Annotated in this window: 18 protein-coding genes and 1 pseudogene; 8 read left to right on the top strand and 11 right to left on the bottom strand. The window is 72.8% G+C overall.

Annotation, left to right across the window (positions count from 1 at the left end):
• From ABZ840_RS33175 to ABZ840_RS33140, 8 genes are all read right to left on the bottom strand, one after another.
• Complete coding sequence (locus ABZ840_RS33175) at positions 1 to 615, bottom strand: hypothetical protein (protein ID WP_361566402.1); 615 nt, start codon at positions 613 to 615, stop codon at positions 1 to 3.
• A gap of 12 nt (positions 616 to 627) precedes the next feature.
• Positions 628 to 1,500 carry a carbohydrate ABC transporter permease gene (locus ABZ840_RS33170; protein WP_361566246.1) on the bottom strand — a complete coding sequence of 291 codons (873 nt, stop codon included), beginning with the start codon at positions 1,498 to 1,500 and terminating at the stop codon, positions 628 to 630.
• Entirely contained in the window at positions 1,497 to 2,453 is a 957-nt protein-coding gene (locus ABZ840_RS33165) for a sugar ABC transporter permease (protein WP_361566243.1), read from the bottom strand. Before ABZ840_RS33165 ends, ABZ840_RS33170 begins: the two co-directional genes overlap by 4 nt.
• Before the next feature lie 12 nt (positions 2,454 to 2,465).
• The gene (locus ABZ840_RS33160; RefSeq protein ID WP_361566240.1) at positions 2,466 to 3,749 is read right to left on the bottom strand and encodes an extracellular solute-binding protein; all 1,284 of its coding nucleotides are present in this window, start codon (positions 3,747 to 3,749) and stop codon (positions 2,466 to 2,468) included.
• 262 nt (positions 3,750 to 4,011) lie between these two features.
• Complete coding sequence (locus tag ABZ840_RS33155; RefSeq protein ID WP_361566237.1) at positions 4,012 to 5,811, bottom strand: adenine deaminase C-terminal domain-containing protein; 1,800 nt, start codon at positions 5,809 to 5,811, stop codon at positions 4,012 to 4,014.
• A 125-nt stretch (positions 5,812 to 5,936) separates the two neighbouring features.
• Positions 5,937 to 7,331: an NCS2 family permease gene (locus ABZ840_RS33150; RefSeq protein WP_361566235.1), complete on the bottom strand. Its 1,395-nt coding sequence runs from the start codon at positions 7,329 to 7,331 to the stop codon at positions 5,937 to 5,939.
• A 233-nt stretch (positions 7,332 to 7,564) separates the two neighbouring features.
• Entirely contained in the window at positions 7,565 to 8,542 is a 978-nt protein-coding gene (locus tag ABZ840_RS33145) for a LacI family DNA-binding transcriptional regulator (protein WP_361566232.1), read from the bottom strand.
• Between the two features lie 85 nt (positions 8,543 to 8,627).
• Entirely contained in the window at positions 8,628 to 9,629 is a 1,002-nt protein-coding gene (locus tag ABZ840_RS33140; protein ID WP_361566229.1) for a LacI family DNA-binding transcriptional regulator, read from the bottom strand.
• 184 nt (positions 9,630 to 9,813) lie between these two features.
• On the opposite strand from ABZ840_RS33140, the gene ABZ840_RS33135 reads away from it, so the two are divergent.
• The 3 genes from ABZ840_RS33135 (at position 9,814) to ABZ840_RS33125 (ending at position 13,977) form a co-directional block, all read left to right on the top strand.
• A complete protein-coding gene (locus ABZ840_RS33135) occupies positions 9,814 to 12,138 on the top strand; it encodes a prolyl oligopeptidase family serine peptidase (protein WP_361566226.1) in 2,325 nt (774 codons plus the stop codon).
• A gap of 123 nt (positions 12,139 to 12,261) precedes the next feature.
• Entirely contained in the window at positions 12,262 to 13,164 is a 903-nt protein-coding gene (locus ABZ840_RS33130) for a LysR substrate-binding domain-containing protein (RefSeq protein ID WP_361566223.1), read from the top strand.
• A 213-nt stretch (positions 13,165 to 13,377) separates the two neighbouring features.
• Positions 13,378 to 13,977, top strand: a complete 600-nt coding sequence (locus ABZ840_RS33125) for a Rieske (2Fe-2S) protein (protein WP_361566221.1) — start codon at positions 13,378 to 13,380, stop codon at positions 13,975 to 13,977.
• A 30-nt stretch (positions 13,978 to 14,007) separates the two neighbouring features.
• On the opposite strand, the gene ABZ840_RS33120 is transcribed toward ABZ840_RS33125, so the two are convergent.
• Complete coding sequence (locus ABZ840_RS33120) at positions 14,008 to 14,670, bottom strand: cysteine hydrolase (protein WP_361566218.1); 663 nt, start codon at positions 14,668 to 14,670, stop codon at positions 14,008 to 14,010.
• 169 nt (positions 14,671 to 14,839) lie between these two features.
• Here ABZ840_RS33120 and ABZ840_RS33115 point away from each other — a divergent pair, with 169 nt between their 5' ends.
• On the top strand, positions 14,840 to 15,310 hold the full coding sequence (locus ABZ840_RS33115) for a pyridoxamine 5'-phosphate oxidase family protein (protein WP_361566215.1): 471 nt from the start codon (positions 14,840 to 14,842) through the stop codon (positions 15,308 to 15,310).
• A gap of 46 nt (positions 15,311 to 15,356) precedes the next feature.
• Here ABZ840_RS33115 and ABZ840_RS33110 read toward each other — a convergent pair whose 3' ends face one another.
• Positions 15,357 to 16,124, bottom strand: a complete 768-nt coding sequence (locus ABZ840_RS33110) for a FadR/GntR family transcriptional regulator (RefSeq protein WP_361566213.1) — start codon at positions 16,122 to 16,124, stop codon at positions 15,357 to 15,359.
• Positions 16,125 to 16,347: 223 nt separating this feature from the next.
• On the opposite strand from ABZ840_RS33110, the gene ABZ840_RS33105 reads away from it, so the two are divergent.
• From ABZ840_RS33105 to ABZ840_RS33095, 3 genes and pseudogenes are all read left to right on the top strand, one after another.
• Positions 16,348 to 17,733 carry an SLC13 family permease gene (locus tag ABZ840_RS33105; RefSeq protein WP_361566210.1) on the top strand — a complete coding sequence of 462 codons (1,386 nt, stop codon included), beginning with the start codon at positions 16,348 to 16,350 and terminating at the stop codon, positions 17,731 to 17,733.
• Between the two features lie 124 nt (positions 17,734 to 17,857).
• Positions 17,858 to 19,426 carry an acyl-CoA synthetase gene (locus ABZ840_RS33100; RefSeq protein WP_361566207.1) on the top strand — a complete coding sequence of 523 codons (1,569 nt, stop codon included), beginning with the start codon at positions 17,858 to 17,860 and terminating at the stop codon, positions 19,424 to 19,426.
• Positions 19,427 to 19,952: 526 nt separating this feature from the next.
• A pseudogene (locus ABZ840_RS33095) lies at positions 19,953 to 21,194 on the top strand (carboxyl transferase domain-containing protein); the annotation flags it as partial.
• 387 nt (positions 21,195 to 21,581) lie between these two features.
• On the opposite strand, the gene ABZ840_RS33090 reads toward ABZ840_RS33095, so the two are convergent.
• The gene (locus tag ABZ840_RS33090) at positions 21,582 to 22,487 is read right to left on the bottom strand and encodes a LysR family transcriptional regulator (protein ID WP_361566204.1); all 906 of its coding nucleotides are present in this window, start codon (positions 22,485 to 22,487) and stop codon (positions 21,582 to 21,584) included.
• Positions 22,488 to 22,562: 75 nt separating this feature from the next.
• Here ABZ840_RS33090 and ABZ840_RS33085 point away from each other — a divergent pair, with 75 nt between their 5' ends.
• Entirely contained in the window at positions 22,563 to 23,591 is a 1,029-nt protein-coding gene (locus tag ABZ840_RS33085) for a DMT family transporter (RefSeq protein WP_361566202.1), read from the top strand.
• Positions 23,592 to 23,613 lie beyond the last annotated feature (22 nt).

The following is a 23,613-nucleotide window of genomic DNA, read 5'->3' as shown; positions in this document are numbered from 1 at the left end:
CTACGGCGCGTCCGCGCGCCGCCCGTACCGCTCCTCCACCGCGATCGCCCCCGCCGCCACGGCCCCCAGCACGGGCACCGCCAGCGGCAGCACCGCCCAGGCGGAGACGGCGACCACCGCCACCCCGCCCACCAGCAGGAACGACCCGGCGGGGTCGAGCACCGTGCGCCGTCCGGCCGCGGCCAGCAGTGCCCGCCAGGACGCACCGGGCTCCCACACCGCGGCCGCCCGCAGCCCCGCCACCACCGCCCCGCACAGCGCGAGGACGCCGGCCGCGCCGACCAGCGGCCCGCCGGGCAGCCCGCTGCGCACCGCCGACAGATCCACGCGGATCAGCCCGCAGGCCACCCAGCCGCCGACACCGACGAGCCAGCCACGCCGGACCGCCGCGCGCACATCGGCGGCGAACTGCCGGAAGCCGGACGGCTGATGACTCAAGTGGCGGCGAAGATGCCGGGCGCCGGCCGCGAACGCCGCCGGGTACGTGACCAGCGGCAGCGCCGCCAGCGCGATCCACACGCCGGTCAGCAGCGCCTCCGCGAAGAGCCCGAAGCGCTCCTGGAACCGCGTCTCCTCCACAGCCCTGCGGCGCGCCGCCGCCCGGGATCCGCTCACCGTGGCCATCGGTCAGCCCTTCAGCCCGGACGTGGCCATGCCGTCGATGAGGTACCGCTGGAAGGCGAGGAAGAAGGCCAGTACGGGCAGCAGCGCCACCAGCGCCATCGCGATCATGCCACCGTAGTTGGCCACGCTCTCCTGGTCCCGGAACATCATCATGCCGAGCGAGACGGTGTACTTGCCCGGCTCATTGAGGTAGATCAGCGGGCCCATGAAGTCGTTCCAGGCGTTGATGAACGTGAAGATAGCGCTGGTGATCAGTGCGGGGCGGCACAGCGGCAGCACCACGGACCAGTAGATCCGCAGGTGCCCGCAGCCGTCGAGGCGGGCCGCCTCGTCCAGCTCGCGCGGCAGGTTGCGCATGAACTGCACCATCAGGAAGACGAAGAACGCCTCGGTGGCCAGGAACTTTCCGATCAGCAGCGGCACATACGTGTTGATCAGTTCGAGCTTCTGGAACATCACGTACTGCGGGATGAGCAGCACGTGGTACGGCAGCAGCAGCGTGCCGATCATCAGCGTGAACATCAGCTTCCGCCCGGCGAACCGGATCCTGGCGAACGCGTACGCCGTCAGCGAGGCCGAGACGAGCACGCCCACCACGGAACCCATCGCGTAGAACAGCGAGTTGCCGAAGAACGTGGCGATCGGGATGTCGGCGATGCCGTCCGCCAGCCCACGGAAGTTGTCCAGGACGGGCCGGACCGGGAACAGCTCCAGGCTGCCGACGATCTCCCGGCTGGGCTTGAAGGCGGCCCCGATCACCCAGACCACCGGATAGAGGACGACCGCGAGGACGGCCAGGGCACCGAGGTGCCAGGCGAGGCCGGCGCGCCGGCGGGACGACGTACGGGATGCACCGGACGTACCGAGGGCGCTCACCGGGCTGCCTCCTCGTAGTGGACCCACCGTTTCTGGGACCGGAACAGCACCGCCGTCACCAGTGCCACGGCGAGCAGCAGCATCCAGGCCATCGCCGAGGCAAAGCCCATCTGGGCCTCCTTGAAGCCCTTCTGATACAGGTAACAGGTGTAGACGAGGGCGGAGTCGGCCGGGCCGCAGGTGGCGTTGGAGACCACGTACGCCGAGCCGAAGATCTGGAACGCGTGGATCGTCTCCAGCAGGACGTTGAAGAACAGCACCGGGGAAATCATCGGCAGGGTGACGCTCCAGAACCGGCGCAGCGGCCCCGCGCCGTCCACCGCGGCCGCCTCGTACAGCTCGCGCGGCACCTGCTTGAGCCCGGCCAGGAAGATGACCATCGGCGCGCCGAACTGCCATACGGTGAGCGCCGCCAGGCAGTACAGCACCCACTCCGGGTCGCCGACCCAGCCGCCCACGTGCAGGCCGAGGAAGGACTGCGCACGGTCGACGAGCGCGTCGTCGGAGAAGAGCGCGCGCCAGACGAAGCCGACGGTGACGCTCGCGCCGATGAGCGAGGGGGCGTAGAAGGCGGCCCGGTAGAAGCCCTGGCCGCGCCCGTTGCGGGCGAGCAGCAGCGCCACGCCGAGTGCCAGCAGCAGCTTCAGCGGCGTGCCGATGACCACGTACTGGGCGGTGACCTCGACCGACTTGCGCCAGCGGGCGTCGGCGAACATCCGGGTGAAGTTGTCCAGGCCGATCCAGGACGGGGTGGTGAAGAGGTTGTAGTCGGTGAAGGCGAAGTAGAGGGACGCGATCATCGGGCCCGCGGTGAGCAGGAGGAACCCGGCGATCCAGGGGGACATGAAGAGGTAGCCCGCGAGATTGTCGCGGCGGTCACGTCGCCGTAGGGCGGGCACGGCCACGGTGCGTCGCGCCCGCACGCGGCCCGGCGGTTCCTTGACGAGGGTCACGGCGGCTTCCCCTCAGCCGGCCAGGGCCGTCTTCGCCTCGGAGAAGAACTGCCGCACGGCATCGGCGGTCTTCGTCTTCCCCACGCCCAGGTCGGTCCCGATCCGCAGGAAGGCGGCCTCGACCGTGTCGGCGCCCGCCGGGTGCGGCGTGATCGGCCCGAAGACCCCGGCCGCCGCGGTCTTCTCCTCGTACGCGGCGATGGCCTTGTTCACCGGATCCGCCGGCCGGAACGCCTTGTACTGCGCCTCGGTCGCGAGGATGCCGCGGTCGTACCCCATGATCCTTCCGACCTCGGGGTCGTGCACCATGAAGTCGATGAACCGCGCGACCTGCTGCGGGTACTTGGTACGGGCCGAGGCGCTCAGCATCAGCGAGGAGAGGTACTGCCCGGTCTTCCTGCCGTCCGTGGTGGGGACGGGCGCGAGCCCGTAGGTGCTGTCGCCCTCCGAGTCGTAGCGGACGGAGAAGTTGTCCCAGGTGAACTCCGAGGCCGCCATGCCGTCGGAGACGGCCGACTTGGGCGCGATCTGCACCACCTTCTTGGGGTCCGCGACCAGCCCCGACCGCACCGCGCGGTAGCCGTCCGCCCACCACTCGCGCAGGTCGGCCTCGTCGAAGCCCAGGCCGCGCTCGGTGAAGAACGCCTTGCCCTGCTGCCGCAGGTAGAGGTCGTAGAGGTACATGACACCGAAGTAGCCGCTGTCCCCGGCGCGGTGCTGGGTGTCGCGGATCTTCCTCAGTGCGGCGAAGTACTGGTCCCAGGTCCACCCCTGCTCCGGCACGACGCCGGCCTTCTTGAACACCTTCTCGTCGATGACGAGCGACATCGTGTTGGAGCCGACCGGGACGCCCAGCAGCTTGCCGTCCACCTCGCCGACCTTCTCCAGGCCCGACCGGAAGCCCGTCATCTTCAGATGGCCCGCGTCGGCCTGCTGCTTCAGGTCGAGCAGCACACCCCGCTTGTCGTACTTCCGCAGGAACGCGACGGCACACTGGAACACATCCGGCGGATTGCCGCCCGCGGCCTGGGTCTGGAACTTCTCCCAGAAGGCCACGTAGTCCTGGAAGTCCGTCTTGACCTTGATCTTGGGGTGCTTCTCCTCGAAGAGCGCGATGCTCTTGTTGATCCGCTTGGCCCGGTCGTCGGCGCCCCACCACGCGTACCGGATCGTGACGGTTCCGTCCGCCGATCCCCCGCCGGTGCCGCAGCCGGCCGCCGTCAGACCGAGGGCGGCGACCGAGCCCCCCGTGATCTTCAGCAGGCCGCGCCGGTCAACTCTCCCACTGGCACGCACAGTCGTCCTCCGCACGTATCCCGCACAGCCCACAAGGGCGTCGAAGCAGCCCACAGGTGTGTCGATTTGAATCGTTCAAGGAAAGCGCTTGCTGTGTTGTGCGAACAAGGTAGGGACGCACCGCGGCGCGGTCAACGGGTCGGACGGAATTGAGAAAGAGCCGAGGGGTGAGGGAGATGTCGATATGGTGAATCGATTCATGAAACGCGTCGGCTCTGCCGTGCCCGCATCTGCGGGCACGGCAGGGCCGGTGAACCGGTGCTCAGCCCTCTGTGGCCAGCGCGCCGACCGGTTCGCGGCGGACCACGTCCACCAGCGACCGGTCTGTGATCTTCAGGCTCGGGGACACGGCCAGGGTCAGCGTGGAGACGCTCATGAAGGGGTTGAGGTGGTCCCAGCCCCAGGCGGTGAGCGCGGTACGGACCTCCTCCGAACGCCGGGCGATCTCCGGCGCGGCGGCGGGCGACATCACGCCGCCGACCGGGAGCGGCAGCCGCGCCGCCACCTGGGCACCGTGCGCGACCGCCACTCCCCCGCCGTCGGCGACGACTGCGTCCGCCGCCGCGGCCATCGCCGCGCGCGAGGTGCCGATGGTCACCAGGTTGTGGCTGTCGTGCGCGTACGTCGTGGCCACCGCGCCCGCGGAGAGGGTGCGGCCGAGCAGCGGCGCGAAGACGGTCCCCGCGCGCCCGTAGCGGTTGCGCACCCGGACGAGGGTGACCCGGCCCTCCCAGTCGACCTCCCCGCCGCGCACCGGCAGTTCGACCTCCGCCTCCTCGGTGTACGTGTCCCGGGAGTTGACCCGCATGGCACGGAAACGGTGCGTGCCGTCGGGGAGTTCCACGCGCCAGCGGAAGCCGTCCGGGTGCTGCGGCTCGACGTCCACGGTGCCGGTCAGGGGGGCGGTCAGGGGGGCGGCGTCACCGTGGTGATCCGCGTGGTCCGCTGCCCCGCCGTTGTGGTGCGCTGCGCGGTCACCGGCGTCCGCCGGGCCGGCGACCGGGCCCGTCTCCTCGTACACCGCGGCACCGTCCCGGGCGACGACGCGGCCGCCGGACAGGACCACGGCCGGGTCGAAGGCGGCCAGTTCGTCGCGGAGGAGGACCAGGTCGGCCCGCTTGCCCGGGGCGACGACCCCGCGGTCGTACAGCCGCAGCCGCTGGGCCGGATTCCAGGTCAGCGCGCGCAGTACGACCTCGGCGGGGAACCCGGCGCGCACGGCCACCCGGGCGATGTGGTCGAGGTGGCCGTGGGCCAGGATGTGGTCGGCGGCCAGGTCGTCGGTGACCAGGCAGAACGGCGGCAGCGTCGGCAGTGCGAGCAGTGCTTCGGCGACCTCGGGGAGCAGGCACTTCTCCTGCAGCATCATCAGCATGCCGAGCCGCGCCTTCTCCAGGACGACCTCGGTGCGGTTCTTGGTGTGGTCGGAGTCGACACCGGTGGCGAGGTACGCGCTGAGGTCGGCGCCACTGAGGTTCGGGCAGTGCCCGTCCAGGATCATGCCGCGCTCGCGGGCCACGCCGACCACGTCGCGCATCCGCCGGTCGCCGCCGACCACGGCCCGGTAGTCCATGACCTCGCCGAGGGCGATCACCCCCGGCCAGCTCAGCATCTCGTCGATGTCGGCGGCCGACAGGCTCGCCCCGGCGTCCTCCAGGCCCTCCACGGCGGGCACGCAGGACGGCACGCCCCACAGCTGGGTCTGCGGGGTGCCGGCACCCGCCTCGATCATCCAGCGCATCGCCTCGGCGCCCGCGACGTTGACGATCTCGTGCGGGTCGGCCAGCACCGTGGTCGTACCGCGGGCCAGCGTCAGGGCCGCGAACGTCTGCGGGGTGAGGAAGGAGCTCTCGATGTGCATGTGCGCGTCGACGAAGCCGGGCGCGACCAGCATCCCGGAGGCGTCCAGGTGGGCACGCGCCTCGGCGGGCGTGCCGGGCGGCAGCACACCACTGATCATGTCGTCGCGCACCAGGACGTCGGCGGCGAACGACTCTCCGGTGAAGCTGGACACCACCTGGCCGCCGCTGATCCGGAGGTCGTGCGGGCGCTGGGAGGTCATGGGGGCAACTCCTGTGTCGAGTGGGGAGGTGAGTGAAGAAGTGGCGGTGAGAGGAGTGGGGGAAGTGGAGAGCACGGGGCCGTCCCGCCGGGCGACTGTCAGGGGGCCGGCGTGTAGAGCTGCTGTCAGGGGACCAGCGTGTAGAAGTAGTAGCCGAGCGGGATCAGTACGATCCACAGTCCCCAGGGGATCTCCCGGAAGCGGCCGGCGACGGCCTTGACCAGGACGTGCGCGGCCAGACCGACCGCGATGCCGGTGCCGAAGTTCCCGAAGAACAGCGTCGTGGCCACGGTGAGCGCCGCCGGCACCGCGTCGGTCGGGTCCTTGAAGTCGACGTTGCGCAGGGCGCCCAGCATGGTGAGGCCCACGTACATCAGGACAGGTGCGGTGGCGGCCGACGGGATGAGCGTGGCGAACGGGGTGACGAGCAGCAGCGCGGCGAAGCCGAGCGCCGCCCACGCCGAGGCCAGCCCGGTGCGGGCCCCGCTGTCGGCGCCGGCGGAGGACTCCAGGTACGCCGTCATGCTGGGCGCACCGAGTGCGGCGCCGCCGATGACCGCTCCGGAGTCGACGTAGAAGGGCCGGCGGACGCCCGGCAGGTTGCCGTGCTCGTCGGTCAGGCCCGCCCGGCCCGCGACGGCGAGCAGGGTGCCGGTCATGGAGAAGAACTCCGAGACGAAGAAAGCGAAGATGTACGGGAAATACTCGGGCTTGAGGGCGCCGAGGATGTCGATGTGGAAGACGGCAGGGCCGGGGCTCGCGGGCAGCCCGAAGAGGTGGTCGGGCAGCTCGGTCACGCCGAGCGGGATGCCCACGACGGTGACCAGCGCCATCGTGATGAGGAAGGCGCCGGGCACCTTGCGGGTGGCGAGCGCGGTGAGGACGACGAGGCCGCCGAGCGCGAGCAGTCCGGCCGGCCGGGAGAGGTCGCCGACGGCGAGGGCCGCGCTGTCGGGCTTGGCGATCACCAGTCCGCTGTCGCGGAAGCCGATCAGGGCGATGTAGAGGCCGAGGCCGCCGCTGATGGCGTACTTGAGGTTCAGCGGCATCATGCGGGTGATCAGGTCCCGGATGCCGAGCGCGGTCAGCAGCAGGAAGGCCACTCCGGACCAGAGGACCATGCCGAGCGCCGCGTCCCAGGGCACCCCGTCCTGGCCCACGATCGTCACAGCGAGCAGCGCGACGCCGCCCAGCCCGGGCGCGACGACGAACGGCAGGTTGGCGAAGAGGCCCATGCACAGGGTGGCCAGCGCGATGGCAATGAGAACGGCGGTGGTGGCCGCGCCCAGCGGAATGCCGGCCTTGGCGAGCTGGCCGGGGACCACGACCGCCGCGTAGGCCGCCGCCACGAACATGGAGGCGCCGGCCAGGGCCTCGGTACGGGGCGTGCTGCCGCGCTCGCGTACCCGGAAGAGCCGTTCCAGGAGCGAGCCCGAGGGGGAGGCCGGGGCCGGGGGCGGCGGGGCGTCCGCCGTGGCTCCGGCGGCTGACGCGGCGCCGGGTACGTCGGGGTGGGGCATGGGCACCTCAGCAGGGGTGAAAGGGCGAGGTCGGGGGCCGGGTCTCCGCGGCATCGTTGCGACGCTGCATGAAACCGGTTGCAGAGACCGGTTGCAGACAGCATCGCACGGCTCCACCGCGGGGCGGAACCCATGAGTGCGTCACATCGGGTGATGACCGCGGCGACGGGCGCCTGGACGGCCGGCTCGGCCGCTTTAAGGGGCGCCTGGACGGCCGGCTCGGCGAGCGGCCGTCAGCGCGTACGCGGCGGCGCCGTCGACGCGCGGACCTCCAGGCCGGGCGCCAGCCGGGTGGTCGTCCGCGTACCGGCACCGGCACACAGGTCCAGCAGCCGCCGGACCGCCGTGGCGCCCGCCTCCTCGACCGGCACCCGCAACGCGGTGACCGGCGGATCCGTCACCCCGAGCGCGCTGAGGTCGTCACCGGCCGCCACACTCACGTCCGCCGGCACCCGCAGCCCGGCGGCGCGCAGCCCGTGCAGCAGCCCGAGGGTGAGGTAGCTGTTGTACGCGAGCACCGCCGTCGCCCCGCCGGGCAGCTGCCCGGCGGCCGCTATGCCCGCGTCGAAGGTGGGCGGCAGCGGCCCCAGCACATGCAGCCGGGCCCCGGCGGCGGCCGTCCGCTCGGCCAGCGCGGCACGGCGGCGGGTGTCCGCCCAGGAGCCGGGCGGGCCCGAGACGTACGCGATCTCCCGGTGCCCCAGCTCCAACAGATGCCCGGCGAGGCGGTCGGCGCCTTCCTCGGCGTCCAGGACGACCGCGGGCAGCCGGCCGACCCGGCGGTCGACCAGGATCAGCGGCCGGTGCCGCGCCCGTTCCCGCAGGACGGCGTCGGTGCCGACGGGCGCCACCATCACCACGCCGTCGGCCTGCTCCCCGAGCCGGTCGGCCAGCGTCGCCTCCCGCTCCGCGCTGTACTCGGACACGCTGATGAGCAGGTGCCCGTCGGCTTCTTCGGCGGCGCGCTGCGCGCCGAGCACGAGCGGCGAGAAGAAGGGGTTGGCGAGCGTCGGCACGATCAGGCCGATCATGCCCGTACGGCCCGTGGTCAGCGCGCGGGCGCTCCGGTTGGGCTGGAACCCCAGCCGCTCCGCTGCCGCCCGCACCTTCTCCCGCGACGCCTCGGTGACCATCTCGGGCCGGGTCAGCGCGCGCGAGGCGGTGGCCTTGGAAACCCCGGCCGCCCGCGCCACGTCCGCGAGTGTCGCCATGTCGCCCTCCACTCTCCGCGCGCCCGGCGTCATCCTAGTGGAACCGGTTCCTGGAACCGGTTGCCCGAGTTGGGAAATGGTTGCCTCAGCTGGTGCCCGCCCCCTGTGGGGCCGGGCCCGTGGAGCCGCGGACGACGAGCTGGGTGGGCAGTGGCAGCACCCGGGGTGTCTGCCGCTCGCCCGCGACGGCGCGTGCCAGCAGGTCGAGGCTGAGCGAGCCGGCCCGGTCCATCGGGACCGCGATGCTGGTGAGCGCCGGGTGCGACACCGCGGCGAAGGGGATGTCGTCGACGCCGATGACGCTCAGCTCCTCGGGCACCCGTACGCCCATCGCGCGGACTCCCGTGAGCACGCCCAGCGCCATCAGGTCGTTGTGAGTGAGCACGGCGGACGCGCCGGAGGCGAGCACACCGGCGGCCGCGGCGGAGCCGCCGGCCACGGTCTCGGCCTGCCAGCCCAGCAACTCCAGCTCCATGCCCGCCCGTTCGGCCTGCGCACGGACGAGTTCCACGCGCCGGGCGTTGGACCAGGAGTGCCGGGAGCCCTGTACGTAGGCGAGCCGGCGGTGGCCCAGCGCGACGAGGTGGTCGACGGCCTGGCGCAGCCCGTCCTCCGCGTCCGCCAGCACGCAGTCCGTCCCGGTGGTCTCCCGGTTGACCAGTACGGCCGGGGTGCGGCCGCACAGCGACAGCACCTCGTCGGCGGGCAGCCGCGGCGAACACACGACCAGGCCGTCGGCCTGCTCCCGCATGCACGTGAGCAGCGCCCGCTCGCGGTCCGGGTCGAAGTCGGTGTCGGCGAGGACGACCGTCTGCCCCCGTGACCAGCCCACGCCCTGGGCCGCCTTGACGAACGCGCCGAAGACCGGGTTGGCGATGTCCGGTACGACCACGGCGACGGTGGTCTCCGCGCGCCCGGCCGCGTCGGACGCCCGGGGCACGGCCGGCCGGTACCCCAGTTCCTGTGCGGCGGCCAGCACCTTGCGCAAGGTCTCCGGACCCAGCCGCCCGGGTTCGCTGAACGCCCGGGACGCCGTGGAGAGCGCCACTTCGGCACGTCGGGCGACGTCGGTCAGGGTGGGCGACATGACTGCCTTCCTCGCGGCGAGGGTCGGCGGAGGCCGCCGCCTGTTTCAGGGCTTGCGCAAACTTATCAACGCTTGCTGGGGCTTGCCGCCGGCCACGACCGGTCGTCACCGGCCTTCGATGCCCTGGCAGTCCCCTGGAGGTATTCGCTGTCGCCGTCCCGCGGATTACCGATAGGACTCCTTCATGAACTCTTCTTCCTCCGCGGACTTCCCCCGCCAATTCGCCCGCACCCGCCGCTTCTCGCTCGGCGTGCCACGGAACTTCACCCTCTCCCCCGACGGCAAGCGCGTCCTGTTCACCCGTACCGGCGGCGGCCGGGACCCGATAGGCCGGCTCTGGCTGCTCGCGGAGGGCGGGGAGCGGCTGCTCGTCGACCCGACCGTGCTGGTGGGTGCCGGTGCCGAGGTGCCGGAGGAGGAGCGGCTGCGCCGGGAGCGGGCCCGCGAGCGCTCCGCCGGAGTGGTGTCGTACGCGACCGACAGCGCGGCCCGTCTCGCGGTCTTCGCGCTGGGCGGCGCACTGTGGGCGGTGCGCACGGACGAGGGCAAGCCCTTCCCGGTCCCGGCGGCGGGCCCCGTCGTCGACCCGCGCCCCTCCCCCGACGGGCGGCACATCGCCTATGTGACGGGCCGATCGCTGCACGTCGTGCCGGTACCGGGCAGCTCGGCCGGTGCGGACGGATCGGTCGCCGCTGCGGGCTCGGCCGGTGCGGAGACGGCGGGGCAGGAACGGCGGCTGGCGGCAGGGCAGGAGGACCGGCGGCTGGCGGCGGCCGAGGGGCCGGAGATCAGCTACGGCCTCGCCGATTACACCGCGGCGGAGTCCATGGGCCGGCTGCGCGCCCACTGGTGGTCCCCGGACGGCGAGCGGCTGCTCGTCGCGCGGGTGGACACCACACCGGTGCAGCGCCGCTGGATCAGCGACCCGGCCCGCCCGGACCGGCCGCCGCGCATGGTGCGCTACCCGGTGGCCGGCACGGCCAACGCCGACGTGACCCTGTGGGTGTACCGGCTGGACGGCAGCCGCACCGAGGTGGTGTGGGACCGGACGGCGTACGAGTACCTGGTCACCGCCGGCTGGGACGCGCACGGCCCGCTCCTCGGGGTGCACTCCCGCGACCAGCGAACGCTGCGCACCCTCGCCGTCGACCCGGACACCGGCGCCACCTCGGTGCTCGACGAGCGGACGGACCCCGCGTGGGTGGAGCCGGTGCCCGGTACGCCGGTCAGGACCGCGTCCGGCGCGCTGGTGGTCACGTACGACGTGGCCGGCACCCGGCATCTGGCGGTCGGCGGAGAGGTGGTGACACCGGCCGGTCTCCAAGTCCGGGCCGTGCTGGGCACGGAGGGCGAGCGGGTCTTCTTCACCGCCTCCGACGACCCGATGGAGACCCATGTGTGGCGCCACGCCCCGGAGGAGGCGAAGGAGGCTGAGAAAGCGGAGAAAGCGAAGGAGACGGAGGAGGCGAAACCGGTGCGGCTGAGCGACGGGCCGGGCACGCATACGGCCGTGGTGCGTGGCGGCACGGCCGTCTTCCATGGACTGACGCCGGACGGACCGTACGCGGAGGTCCGCCGGGCGGACGGAACGACGGCGACGACGGCGACGGCGACGGCGACGGCGACGACAGCGGCAGGGGCCTTCGCCACCGCCGCCTCCCCGGCCGTGACCGCCCTCGCCTCCCTGGCGGAGGCCCCGGACGTCACCCCGCGCCCGCGCCATCTCCTGCTCGGAGCACGGGAGTTGCGGGCCGCGCTGTACCTCCCGTCCTGGTACGAGCCGGGTGCGGGGCCGCTGCCCGTACTGCTCGACCCGTACGCCGGGCCCGGGATGCAGATGGCGGTCGCGGCGCGCGGGTGGCCCACCCTCGTCTCGCAGTGGTTCGCCGAGCAGGGCTTCGCGGTGCTGGTCGCCGACGGGCGCGGCACGCCGGGCCGCGGCCCCGCCTGGGAGAAGGAGATCCACGGCGACCAGCTGACACCCGCCCTGGAGGACCAGGTGGACGCCCTGCACGCGGCCGCCGAGCAGGTGCCGGACCTCGACCTCACCAGGGTGGCGATCCGCGGCTGGTCCTTCGGCGGGTTCCTGGCCGCCGCCGCGGTGCTGCTCCGCCCGGAGGTCTTCCACGCGGCGGTGGCGGGCGCGGCACCCACCGACCAGCGGCTGTACGACACGTACTGGAAGGAGCGCTTCCTCGGCCATCCCGACAAGGAGCCGCAGAATTACGACCGGTCCTCGCTCACCGGCCGGGGCCACCTGCTGCGCCGCCCGCTGCTGCTGATCCACGGCCTGGCCGACGACAACGTCGCGCCCGCCAACATGCTGCGCTTCTCGGCCGAACTGCTCGCCGCGGGCCGCCCGCACACGGTGCTGCCCCTGTCGGGCGCGACCCACGCCCCCGCCGACGACCGGGTGAACGAGAACCTCCTCCTCTTCCAGCGCGACTTCCTCCGGGACGCGCTCGGCATCGGCACGGAGCCGGTGGCGGGGGGCCCGGGGTCCGCCTGAGGCAACCGGATGCGAGCGGTGCGGACCGGATCTGGCCGGAACGCCGCCGGAACCCGGCCGCCCGGTCCGGGGCCCGCGTACCGCGCTTGAGCGGCGGTCGCGCACCCTGAGAGGGTGCGGCGCGTGGAACTGCGCCATCTCTCCGGGTTCGTGGCCGTCGCCGAGGAGCTGCACTTCGGCCGGGCGGCGGAACGCCTGCACATCGCCCAGTCCCCGCTCAGCCAGCAGATCCGGCTGCTGGAACGGGACCTGGGCGCCACCCTCTTCGAGCGCACCACGCGCTCGGTCCGGCTGACCGCGGCCGGCCAGGCCCTGCTGGCACCGGCCCGCAGCCTCCTCGCCGACGCCTCCGCCGCGCGCCGCACGGTGCGGTCGGTCAGTCTGGGCGAGGCGGGCCGGGTGACGATGGGGTACGCGGACGCCGGCGGCTACGCGGCACTGCCCCCGCTGGCCCGCGCCGTCACCGCCGAATTCCCGGGCATCGAACTGGCGTTGCAGGGCCAGGTGCACTCCGGCGAGGCGCTCGACCGGATCGCCGACGGCACCCTCGACCTGTGCTTCGTCCCGCTCCCCGTACGCCGCGGCATCCTCTCCCGCGTCGTCCGCGTCGAGCGGCTGGTGTGCGCACTGCCGGACAGCCACCCGCTGGCCGCGCGGGAGGTGGTCGACCTCGCCGAGCTGGCGGCGGAGCACTTCGTGACGTTACCTGCCGCGCGCGGCTCGGCCGTACGGGACGCGGCGGTGCACGCCTGCCGCAACGCCGGCTTCGCGCCACGCATCACCCAGGAAGCACCGGACTCGTACCACCTCCTCGGCCTGGTCGGGGCCGGGGTGGGCGTGGCGCTGGTCGTCGAGTCGGCCCGCCGCATCCGCCTGGAGCAGGTGATCTTCCGCCCCTTGGCGGGCGAGGTGGCCCCGTTGCCGATCGCCCTCGCCTGGCACGCGGACAACGAGTCGACGGCCCTGCACAACGTACTGAAGGTCGCGGAACGGATACTCCCCACGCCCACGGAGTACGCACCGTAGGCCGGGTCGCACGGCCTTTCGTTCTCCCGCTGTGCCGACGGTCGATGGTCCGCCGCTCGAAACACCCGGTCGGCCGAGCCACTGAACACCGGAGGCTCGCGGTCCGTATGGAACCTTCACAAGAGCCAGTGGACACCCGCACGGGACCGGTACACCACCGGTCCTCAGGATCCGTCCCGGCTCCCGACCGGGACCGGGGCCTGTGGAGGCACCATGAGTTCACCATCACCGGAGAACGCCGGATCACCGGAGAACGCCGGATCGCCGGAGAACGCCGGATCGCCGGAGAACGCCGGATCGGCCGGCCATGCCAGAAGGCCCGGCGATGCCCGATCGGCGCCGCGCCCCGGCAGCGCCCGGCGTACGTTCGTGGCGGCGGCCGGTGCCGCGGGGCTGACCGCGGCGCTCGCGGCGTGCGGGAACGACAGCGGGGGCGGTGGGGGCGGGGGCGGCAACTACGGCTCGTCATCGCCGTCGCCGGGCGGTTCGGAGTCGTCCGAGGGCAGCGGCCCGAGCCGCGGCGGCGGGAAGGCACTGGCCAAGACCTCGGAGATCCCCTCCGGCGGCGGCAAGATCTTCAAGGCACAGAAGATCGTGGTGACCCAGCCGTCCGAGGGCAACTTCAAGGCCTTCTCCGCGGTCTGCACCCACTCGGGCTGCCTGGTCGGCAAGGTCAGCGACGGCACGATCGACTGCCCCTGCCACGGCAGCAAGTACGCCATCGCGGACGGCAGCGTGCGCCACGGCCCGGCGACCAAGGGCCTGTCCTCCGTACCGCTGAAGGTCAGCGGCGGCGAGATCGAACTGGCCTGAGGGCAACGCCCGCCGCTCCCCCTGCTCCCCTCACCGCTCCTGGCGCGGCCGCTTCCAGCAGGTGAGCACCGCGTCCGTGGAGGTGACGGTGGCCACGAGGGCGAGCGTGTTGCGCACCATGGCCGGGGTGTATTCGGCGGGCACCCCGGCGATGGCATCGGCCGGCACCACCGCCGTGTAGCCGAGGTTGACCGCGTCGAAGACCGCGTTGGGTATCGCCACGTTCGCCGAGACGCCGACGACCACGATGTTGCGGACGCCGAGATTGCGCAGCAGCGCGTCCACGTCCGTACCGGCGATCGGCGACAGCCCATGCAGCCGGCGCACGATCAGGTCCTCCTCGGCCACCGGTACCGGATCGGCTATCCGCACCGCGTCCGACCCGGTGATCTGCTGTACGGGCAGCCGCCCGGCGGCATGGAAGAGACGGGCGTTGTGACTGGCGCCGCGGCCGTCGGGCCGGCGTTCGGCGACCGCGTGCAGTACCTGCACACCGGCCTCGTGCGCGGCGTCGGTCAGCCGGGCCACCTGGGCGAGCGCGCCGGTGGTGCGCGCCGCCTCGGCGAGTTCGGGCAGTGCGCTCTCCGGTCCGACGACGCCGTTCTGGCACTCGACGGTGAGCAGCGCGGTGGTTGCGGGGTCGAGCTGCTCCACCAGATGAGCGGCCTGGTTTGCCTGTGCTTCCGTGGCCATGCGGGGTGCCTCCTGGGGGCGGACGGTCGGGCCCGAGGGTCCATTGCGTTCGCTGAGCGGAGGGCCCATGATTCCTGACACTTGGTCAGACGGCCAGGGTCCGCCGCCGGCCGGTCGGACCGGGGCCGGCGCGGACACGGGACGTACGGCACACCGGAGGTGGCGGCAGATGGCGACAGCGGCGGGGCAGCGCAGAGGACGCCGGATCATGATGAGCCCGGAGGAGCTGGACACCTTCCTGACCCGGCAGCGGACCTGCCGGATCGCCACGGTCGGCCCGGACGGCGCACCGCATGTCGGCGCGCTGTGGTTCGTATGGGACGGCACGTCGATGTGGCTGTACTCGCTCACCCGCAGCAAGCGCTGGGCGCAGCTCGTGAAGGACCCGCGCACGGCGGTCGTGGTCGACGACGGCCACGAGTACGGCGAGCTGCGCGGCGCCGAACTGTCGGGCAGCGTGGAGTTCGTCGGCGAGGCACCGCGCCACGGCGAGCCCTGCCCGGAGCTGATCGAGCCCGAGCGTCTCCTCGCGGAGAAGTACTTCGGCATGGAGACGATGCTGCACGACGGCCGCCACGCCTGGATGCGCCTCACCCCGGACGCGGTGGTGTCGTGGGACTTCCGCAAGATCCCGGAGTGAGAGGCCGTACCTGAGGAGCAGTGCCCGCGGGACAGGGCCTGAGGGGTCAGCTGTGAGGGCTTCTGTCGGGGGTGTGGTCCTGCACGTCCTGCGCACCCGCCGCGTCGTCGCCGTCCTCCGGCGTCCAGGTCAGTAGCCGTACCTCGGCGACCGTACGGAGGTGCCGGCGCATGGCCGTCGCCGCGCTCCTCGGATTGCCTTCCCTGATGGCCTCCAGGATCCGGCGGTGCTGGGCGAGCGAGCGCTTGGGGCGGCCGGGCTGGCGCAGCGATTCGTTTCGGCTCTCGGTGATCTGCTCGGCGATGGCGCGCATGAACTCGGCGAGCAGCGTGCTGTGCGCGGCCGCGGTGACGGCGGCGTGGAAGCGGCGGTCGCCCTCCACGCCCGGTCCGCCGTCCGCGACCTCCTGTGCCATGTGCGCGAGGGCGTCGTCGAGCGCTTCGAGGTCGGCGTCCGTACGCCGGCGGGCGGCCAGTTCGGCGAGCTTGGTCTCCATGGCCTCGCGCGCCTCCAGCACGTCCGGCAGCCGGCGGCGGCGCTCGACCAGCCGCTCGACGGGCTCAGCGGCGTCCAGGGTCCCTCGCACGAGATAGGTACCGCCGCCGTGCCGGACCTCGACCAGGCCCTGTACCTCCAGCACCACGATGGCCTGCTTCACCGACGCGCGGCTGACCCCGAGCCGCTGGGCCAGTTCGCGCTCCGGGGGCAGGCGGTCGCCCGCGCCCAGCCCGCTCTCGGCGGCGTACTGACGCAGTCTCTCGACCACCTGCTCGTAGAGCCGTGGCCTGGTCATCGGCCGCAGTGCCTCGGACATCCGGTCGCCCCCTCGGTTCGTTCGCCGTGCCAAGAGTATTGACGCACGTTGCCTTTGGCCATCAAAGTGGCTCAGCCAATTGGCCATTGATCCAGTGTCCGGGCCGGGTGCCTCCTGCGACCCCGCCGGACCGTCGTTCCTGTCCTTGCCCTGTCCCTGCCCCACTTTTCCCAGCCGGTCAGGCCGCTCAGGCCGCTCGGGCCGGTCATGAACGGAGCCGCAGATGTCGCCCGAAGTGATCTCGATCCTCGTGCTCGCCGTGGTCTTCGTACTGGCCACCACCCGGTCGATCAACATGGGCGCGCTGGCGTTCGCCGCCGCGTTCGGCGTGGGCACGCTGGTCGCGGGGATGAGCGCGGACGACATCTTCGCCGGCTTCCCCGGTGACCTGTTCGTGGTCCTGGTCGGCGTGACGTACCTCTTCGCCATCGCCCGCGCCAACGGCACCACCGACTGGCTGGTGCACGCCTCGGTGCGGCTGGTCGGCGGCCGGGTCGCGCTCATCCCGTGGGTGATGTTCGCGGTCACGGGCGCGCTCACCGCGATCGGCGCGGTCAGCCCGGCGGCGGTGGCGATCGTCGCCCCACTCGCGCTCGGCTTCGCGGCGCAGTACGGCATCAGTCCGCTGCTGATGGGCGCGCTGGTGGTGCACGGCGCGCAGGCCGGCGGGTTCTCGCCGATCAGCATCTACGGCTCGACCGTCAACGGCATCGTCGCGCGCGAGCACCTGCCCGGCAGCCCACTCGCGCTCTTCGCCGCCAGCCTGGTCGTCAACCTCGTCATCGCGGCAGCCCTCTTCGTCGCCCTGGGCGGACTCCGCCTCCCCCGGACGGGTGGCGGAGCCCGTACCGCGAACACCACGCTCACGGGTGCCGACAACCGCACGGAAAGCACCACGCTCACGGGTGCCGGTGACCGCACGGAGAGCGCCACGCTCGCGGGTGACCGCAGCGGCACGGAAACCACCACGCGAACGAGTGGCGAAGACGCCACGGCGGTGGGCTCCCTCTCCCTCACACCGGCCCGCACGGCCACCCTCCTCGCACTGCTGGCGCTGGTCGTGGCGGTCCTCGTCCTGGACCTGGACGCCGGCCTGACCGCGATCACCCTCGCCGTCGTCCTCAGCGCCGTATGGCCGCAGGACAGCAAGGCCGCGGTCTCGGAAATCACCTGGCCCACCGTGCTGCTGATCTGCGGTGTCCTCACCTACGTCGGCGTCCTGGACGAGATGGGCACCATCACCTGGGCGGGCCACGCCGTCGGCGGTATCGGCATACCCCTACTGGCCGCGCTGCTGTTGTGTTACATCGGCGCGCTGGTCTCCGCGTTCGCCTCCTCCGTCGGCATCATCGGGGCGCTGATCCCCCTGGCCGTACCGTTCCTGGCCCAGGGCTCGATCGGGGCGGTCGGGATGGTCGCGGCGCTCGCGGTCTCCGCCACCGTCGTCGACGTGAGTCCGTTCTCCACGAACGGCGCACTGGTCCTGGCGAACGCCAAGAATGTCGACCGGGACGGTTTTTTCCGGCAGTTGATGGTGTACGGAGCCCTCGTGGTCGTGGCCGTACCGGCACTGGTCTGGCTCGCACTGGTGGTACCGGGCTTCGGCTGACGGCGGGGGCCACCTCGGTCATCGTCCTCGGGTGTCCCGGGCAGGGATCACCCGCCACGGTTCCACAGGGACCTGGGGTATCCAGGAGTGGGTACCCACCCAGCAAGAGAACGAAGGAGTTTCGGTGAACGAGCTTTTCCCGGCGCTGCGTACGGCGTCCTCCCGTACCGCACTGCGTTTCCAGGACCGCGCGCTGACGTACGGCCAGCTCGCCGCGTCCGCAGGCACGCTCGCGGCGCGGATCGGCGCCGAGCGGCGGGTGGCGGTGTGGGCCACGCCCACGATGGAGACCTCGGTCGCCGTGGTCGCGGCGCTGCTCGCCGGAATCCCGGCCGTACCGGTCAACCCCAAGATCGGCGAGAGCGAGCTCGCGCACATCGTCTCCGACAGCGCGCCCACGCTCGTCCTGGCCGAACCGGACGCCGAACTCCCCGGCCCGCTCGCCGCACTGCCCCGCATCGACGTCGATCCGTACGAGGGGACCGAATCGGGCGCGACGGCCGAGGGAAGCGAACCCGGTACGGCGGCCGGGGAGCCGGGCGCGAGCGGTGCGAGCGCCGAGCCCGGCGCTCCGGCCGGTGCGGCAGGCGGGGCGGCGGACGGGGTGGTCGAGCTGCCCCCGGAGCCGGGTGCCGAGGCTCCCGCCGTCATCGTGTACACCTCCGGGACGACGGGCCGCCCCAAGGGCGTGGTGATCCCTCGGCGGGCGATCGCGTCCACGCTCGACGCGCTGGAGGACGCGTGGCAGTGGACCGCTGACGACGTACTCGTCCACGGCCTGCCGCTGTTCCACGTCCACGGCCTGATCCTGGGCATTCTCGGCCCGCTGCGCCGCGGCGGCACCGTGCACCACCTCGGCCGCTTCTCCACCGAGGGCGTCGCGCGCGAACTGGCCGGGCCCGGCACGATGCTGTTCGGCGTGCCGACGATGTACCACCGGCTGGCCGCCGAGGCGGGCGACAACCCGGCGCTCGCCAAGGCGCTGGGCGGTGCGCGGCTGCTGGTCTCCGGCTCGGCCGCGCTGCCGCTGACGGACCACCAGAAGATCACGGCGGCGACCGGGGCACGGGTCGTCGAGCGGTACGGGATGACCGAGACCCTGATGAACACCGCCGTCCGGGCCGACGACACCGCCGCGCCGGGAACGGTCGGCGTGCCGCTGCCGGGCGTGCACGCGCGCCTGGTCGACGAGTCCGGCACGGCCATCGAGGAGAGCGACGGCGAGACGGTCGGCGAGATCCAGGTACGCGGCCCGAACCTCTTCGTGGAGTACCTGAACCGGCCGGACGCGACGGCCGAGGCGTTCGACGGCGGCTGGTTCCGTACGGGCGACATGGCCACCCGGGATGCGGGCGGGCGGTACCGGATCGTCGGCCGCAAGGCCACCGACCTGATCAAGAGCGGCGGCTACAAGATCGGCGCGGGCGAGATCGAGAACTCGCTGCTGGAACACCCCGGCGTCGCCGAAGCCGCGGTCACCGGCGAACCGGACGAGGACCTCGGCGAGCGCATCGTGGCCTGGATCGTCGCCGACACCGACGAGAACGGCGGCGCGGCACCGACGGCGCAGGAACTCATCGACCACGTCGCCGCCCAGCTCGCGCCCCACAAGCGCCCCCGCATCGTCCACTTCCTCGACGCCCTCCCGCGCAACGACATGGGCAAGATCCTCAAGCGGGGCCTCCATGCGTAACCACACGAACGATGAGGGGGCGTCGTCGGGGTCGGGGGCGGTACGTCCGGGCCGGGGGGCGTCGGGTCCCGCGGGCGGGCCGTCCGCGGGCGGGGTGCCGGATGCCGAGGGTGCGCCCTCGGCCCGGCTCTCCGCGCGGGAGGTACTGGCCCGCCTGACGGACGAGGGAACCTTCCGGCCCTTCCCCGGCTCGGAGCCCGTCGTACGGGAGCCGGGGCCGACCGACAGGGTCAAGGGCCACGGCCCCGCCGCCGCAGGACACGGAGCAACCGCCTCGTCCAGGCCGGCCCACGGCCCGCCCGAGCCGGCGCCCCCACCGCAGGAGCCGGCCGGGGCGCGCGCCTCCCAGGAACCCACATCAGCGCAGCCCCCGTCGGGACAGCCCGCATCGGTACAGCCCGCACCGGTACAGCCCGCATCGGCACAGACCGCATCGGCACAGCCCACATCGGCACAGCCCACATCGGCACAGCCCGCATCGGCACAGCCCGCATCCGCGGAACCGGAGCACGCCCCGGCAGCCGACGACGGTCCCCTCCGCTGGGACGGTTACGGTGCCGCGCGGGCCCGTGCCACGGTGACGACCGGCGAACGCGAGTCCGTCGTCTGCGGCACCGCCGACTTCGGCGGCACCCCCGCCGTCGTCATCTCCTTCGAGTTCCGCTACCTCGGCGGCTCCCTCGGCCGGCACACCGGCGACCGTCTGGAAGCCGCGTACACCCGGGCCCGCGAACTCCGCCTCCCGGTCGTCTCCCTGATCGCCACCGGCGGCAGCCGCATGCAGGAGGGCATGCTCGCCCTCACCCAGCTCCAGCGCATCGCCGGGCAGTCCGCGCTCACCCGCGCCGCCGGCCTCCCGCAGCTCGCGGTCCTGCGCGACCCGACGACCGGCGGCGGCTGGGCGACGCTCGGCGCCGGAGCCGACGTCATCCTCGCGCTGCCGGGCGCACAGGTCGGCTTCGCCGGCTCCCGCGTACGTCCCGCCGACGCCGACCCGTCCGCGTACACCGCCGAAGGCCAGCTGGCCACGGGCCACATCGACGCGGTCGTACCGCCCGAGCGGCTGCGGGTCACCCTCGCCCGCTGGCTGCGGCTGCTGACCACCTCGGACGAGGAATCGGCACCGGTACCGACCGCGCAGGGCGCAGGCGACCTGCCGGAATCGGGCTGGAGCGCGGTGCAGCGGACCCGCGCCCCCGCACGCCCGCACGCCGACGCGTACCTGGACACGTACTTCGACTGGCGTGAGGAGATCAGCGGCGACCGCTGCGGAGGCGTGGACGACGGCATGCGCTGCGGTTTCGGCCACCGGGCCGGCCGTACGGTGGCGTACGCGGCACAGTGCGGTACGGCCACCCGCCCGGCCGGCTTCCGCACCGCGGCCCGCCTCGTACGCCTCGCCGACCGGCTCCGCATCCCCGTCCTCACCCTCGTGGACACGCCGGGCGCGGCCAACGACGCGGCGGCCGAACGGTCCGGCGCCGGCGCCGCCATCGCGGACCTCTTCACGGCGATGGCCGAAGCGCGCACTCCGCTGACCTCGCTGCTCATCGGCGAGGGCGGCTCGGGCGGCGCGCTCGCACTGGCCGCGCCGGGCCGCCTGTGGGCGACCCCGGACAGCTACTTCTCCGTCATCGCCCCCGAATTGGCCACCGCCATCCTCAAACGCACCCCCTCCGACGTCCCCCGAACCGCCGACCAGCTCCACTTACGGCCTCAGGACCTGATGTCCCTCGGCGTCATCCGCGGCATCGTCCCAGCCAACTGACCCCACCCCGCCCCAACCAAGCACCAGGCACCAGGTACCAGATCCCGGGCACCCGCCCCCTGCTCCCTGTCACCGCCCCGGCCCCCTGCCGGCGACGGTGCCAGGGAGCAGGTCACGTCAGGCCCGGACCGATCCGGTCGGGCCCGGACCGATCCGGGCCGGTCGGGTCAGGGCCGGGCCGGGCCGGTCGGGCCAGGGCCGGGCCGGGCCGGTCGGGTCAGAGCCGGGCCGAGCCGAGCCGGGCCGGGCCGAGCCGAGCCGAGCCGGGCCGGGCGAAAGGGCAACCGCTGCTGGCAGACAGCCCCCGGCCCCCCGACGCCCCCTCCCCATCTCCCCCACTCACCACCTCCGCTCCGGGGCCCTCCCCGCCCTGACCCCACCTCCCCCTCACACCTCCAACGCCCGCCCCACCTCGCGCAGGGCCCCGACCGCCGCGCGGATCGACGGGCGGCGGTCCGCGTCGGCGCGCCAGATCGCGTACACATGCCGCCGCATCGGATGCCGTACGGGCACCACGCTGACGCCCTCCGGAACCGGCCCCCTCCCGAGCCGCGGCGCCACCGCCACCCCCAGTCCCCGGGCGATCAGCGCGAGCTGCGTGCCGTGCTCCTCTGCCATGTGCGCGATCCGCGGCTCGATCCCCTTACTGCGCAACGTGAACATCAGCCAGTCGTGGCAGAACTCCCCTTGCGGCCAGGAGATCCACGCGTCGTCCGCAAAGTCCTCCAGCTCCACCGTCCGCCGCCCCGCCAGCCGGTGGTCCGACGGCATGGCGACATCCGCCGGATCGTCCAGCAGCGGAGCCTTGGCCAGCCCCTCCGGCAGCGACAACGGCCGGTTGTACCAGTCCAGTACGACACCCAGGTCGATGTCGCCCCGTACCACCGCCCGCACCGAGTCGCCCGGCTCCATCTCCGACAACCGCGCCCGCAGCTGCGGATGGTCGACGAGCAGCGCGGCAAGGGCGTCCGGGAACAGTCCACGTGCCGCCGTGGGAAAGGCCCCCATCCGCAGCTCCCCCACCGCCTGCCCGCGGTGCGCCTCCAGCTCGGCCTCGGCCAGCTCGACCTGCGAGAGGATGCGCGCCGCGTGACCGGCGAGCAGCCGCCCCGCGTCGGTCAGGCGCACTCCCCGCCCGTTCTTGGCCAGCAGCTGCTGCCCCGTCTCCCGCTCCAGCTTGGCCAGTTGCTGCGAGACGGCGGAGGTGGTGACGTGCAGCCCCTCGGCCGCCGCGCGCACCGAACCGTGCCGCGCCACGGCGCTGAGCGTCCGCAGCCTCTCCATGTTCAACATATAAGCGATGCTACGCGGTAGGGCCCACAAAAACTCACTTGTGCTACGCGATAACCGCACGCGATCGTTGACGCCATGAGCACCGCCCCCTCCTCCTCGTCACCCCACCCTGCTCCCGCACAAGCACCCGGCCCCCTCTCCACGGCCCCCGCCCCTGGCATCGATCGCGGCAGCGGCGGAAGCACCCCGGCGAGGACGTCTCGCCGCGCCACGCCCCGTTCCGCGCTCGACTGGCGCATCCGGTTCGCCGTACTGGCGCTGATCTGGGGCTTCAGCTTCCTGTTCATCAAGGTCGGCACCCAGGGGTACGCCCCGCTCCAGGTCACGTTCGGCCGCATGATCTTCGGAACGGCCGTACTCACCGCCGTGCTCATCGCCAAGCGGGACCGGCTGCCACGCGACCGGCGCACCTGGGCTCACCTGGCGGTGTCCGCCCTGTTCCTCAACGCGCTGCCCTTCTCACTCTTCGCGTACTCCGAACTGACCATCCCCTCCACTCTGGCCGGCATCTGCAACGCCACCTCCCCGCTGTGGGGCATGGCCCTCTCCGTCGTGGCGCTGTCCGAGGACCGCCCCACCCGCCGCCGCGTCGCGGGCCTGGGCCTCGGCTTCCTCGGCGTACTGACCGTCCTCGGCGCCTGGCAGGGCTTCTCCGGTACCGATCCCCTGGGCACGCTCATGGCCCTGGGCGCCTCGCTCTGCTACCCGATCGGCTGGATCTACGTCCGCCGCACCCTCGCGGGCTCCAAGAACTCCAGCCTTTCCATGTCCAGCGCCCAGCTGCTGCTCGCCACACTGCAACTGGCCGTGGTGACGCCGCTCTTCACCGCTCTCCCCACCTCGTTCCCCGTCGTCCCCCTGCTGTCGATCATCGCTCTCGGCGCCCTCGGCACCGGCTTCGCCTTCCTCCTCCAGTACGGCCTGGTGGCCGAGGTCGGCCCCACCACCGCGCAGATGGTCACGTACTTCATCCCGGTCATCGCCACCGCCGCCGGCGTCGCCGTCCTGGGCGAACACCTCAGCTGGAACACCCCGGTAGGCGCCCTGATCGTCCTGGCCGGCGCCGCCCTCACCCAGAGCCGCCCCCGCCCGTCCCGTTCCTGACCTTCCCAGCCAGTCCCCCGTT

Origin of the sequence: Streptomyces sp. NPDC047117 (assembly GCF_040643545.1) — a bacterium.
Classification (GTDB): Bacteria; Actinomycetota; Actinomycetes; order Streptomycetales; family Streptomycetaceae; genus Streptomyces.
The sequence above is the reverse complement of the archived record's forward strand: the minus strand, read 5'-3'. Positions and strand labels throughout refer to the sequence as shown.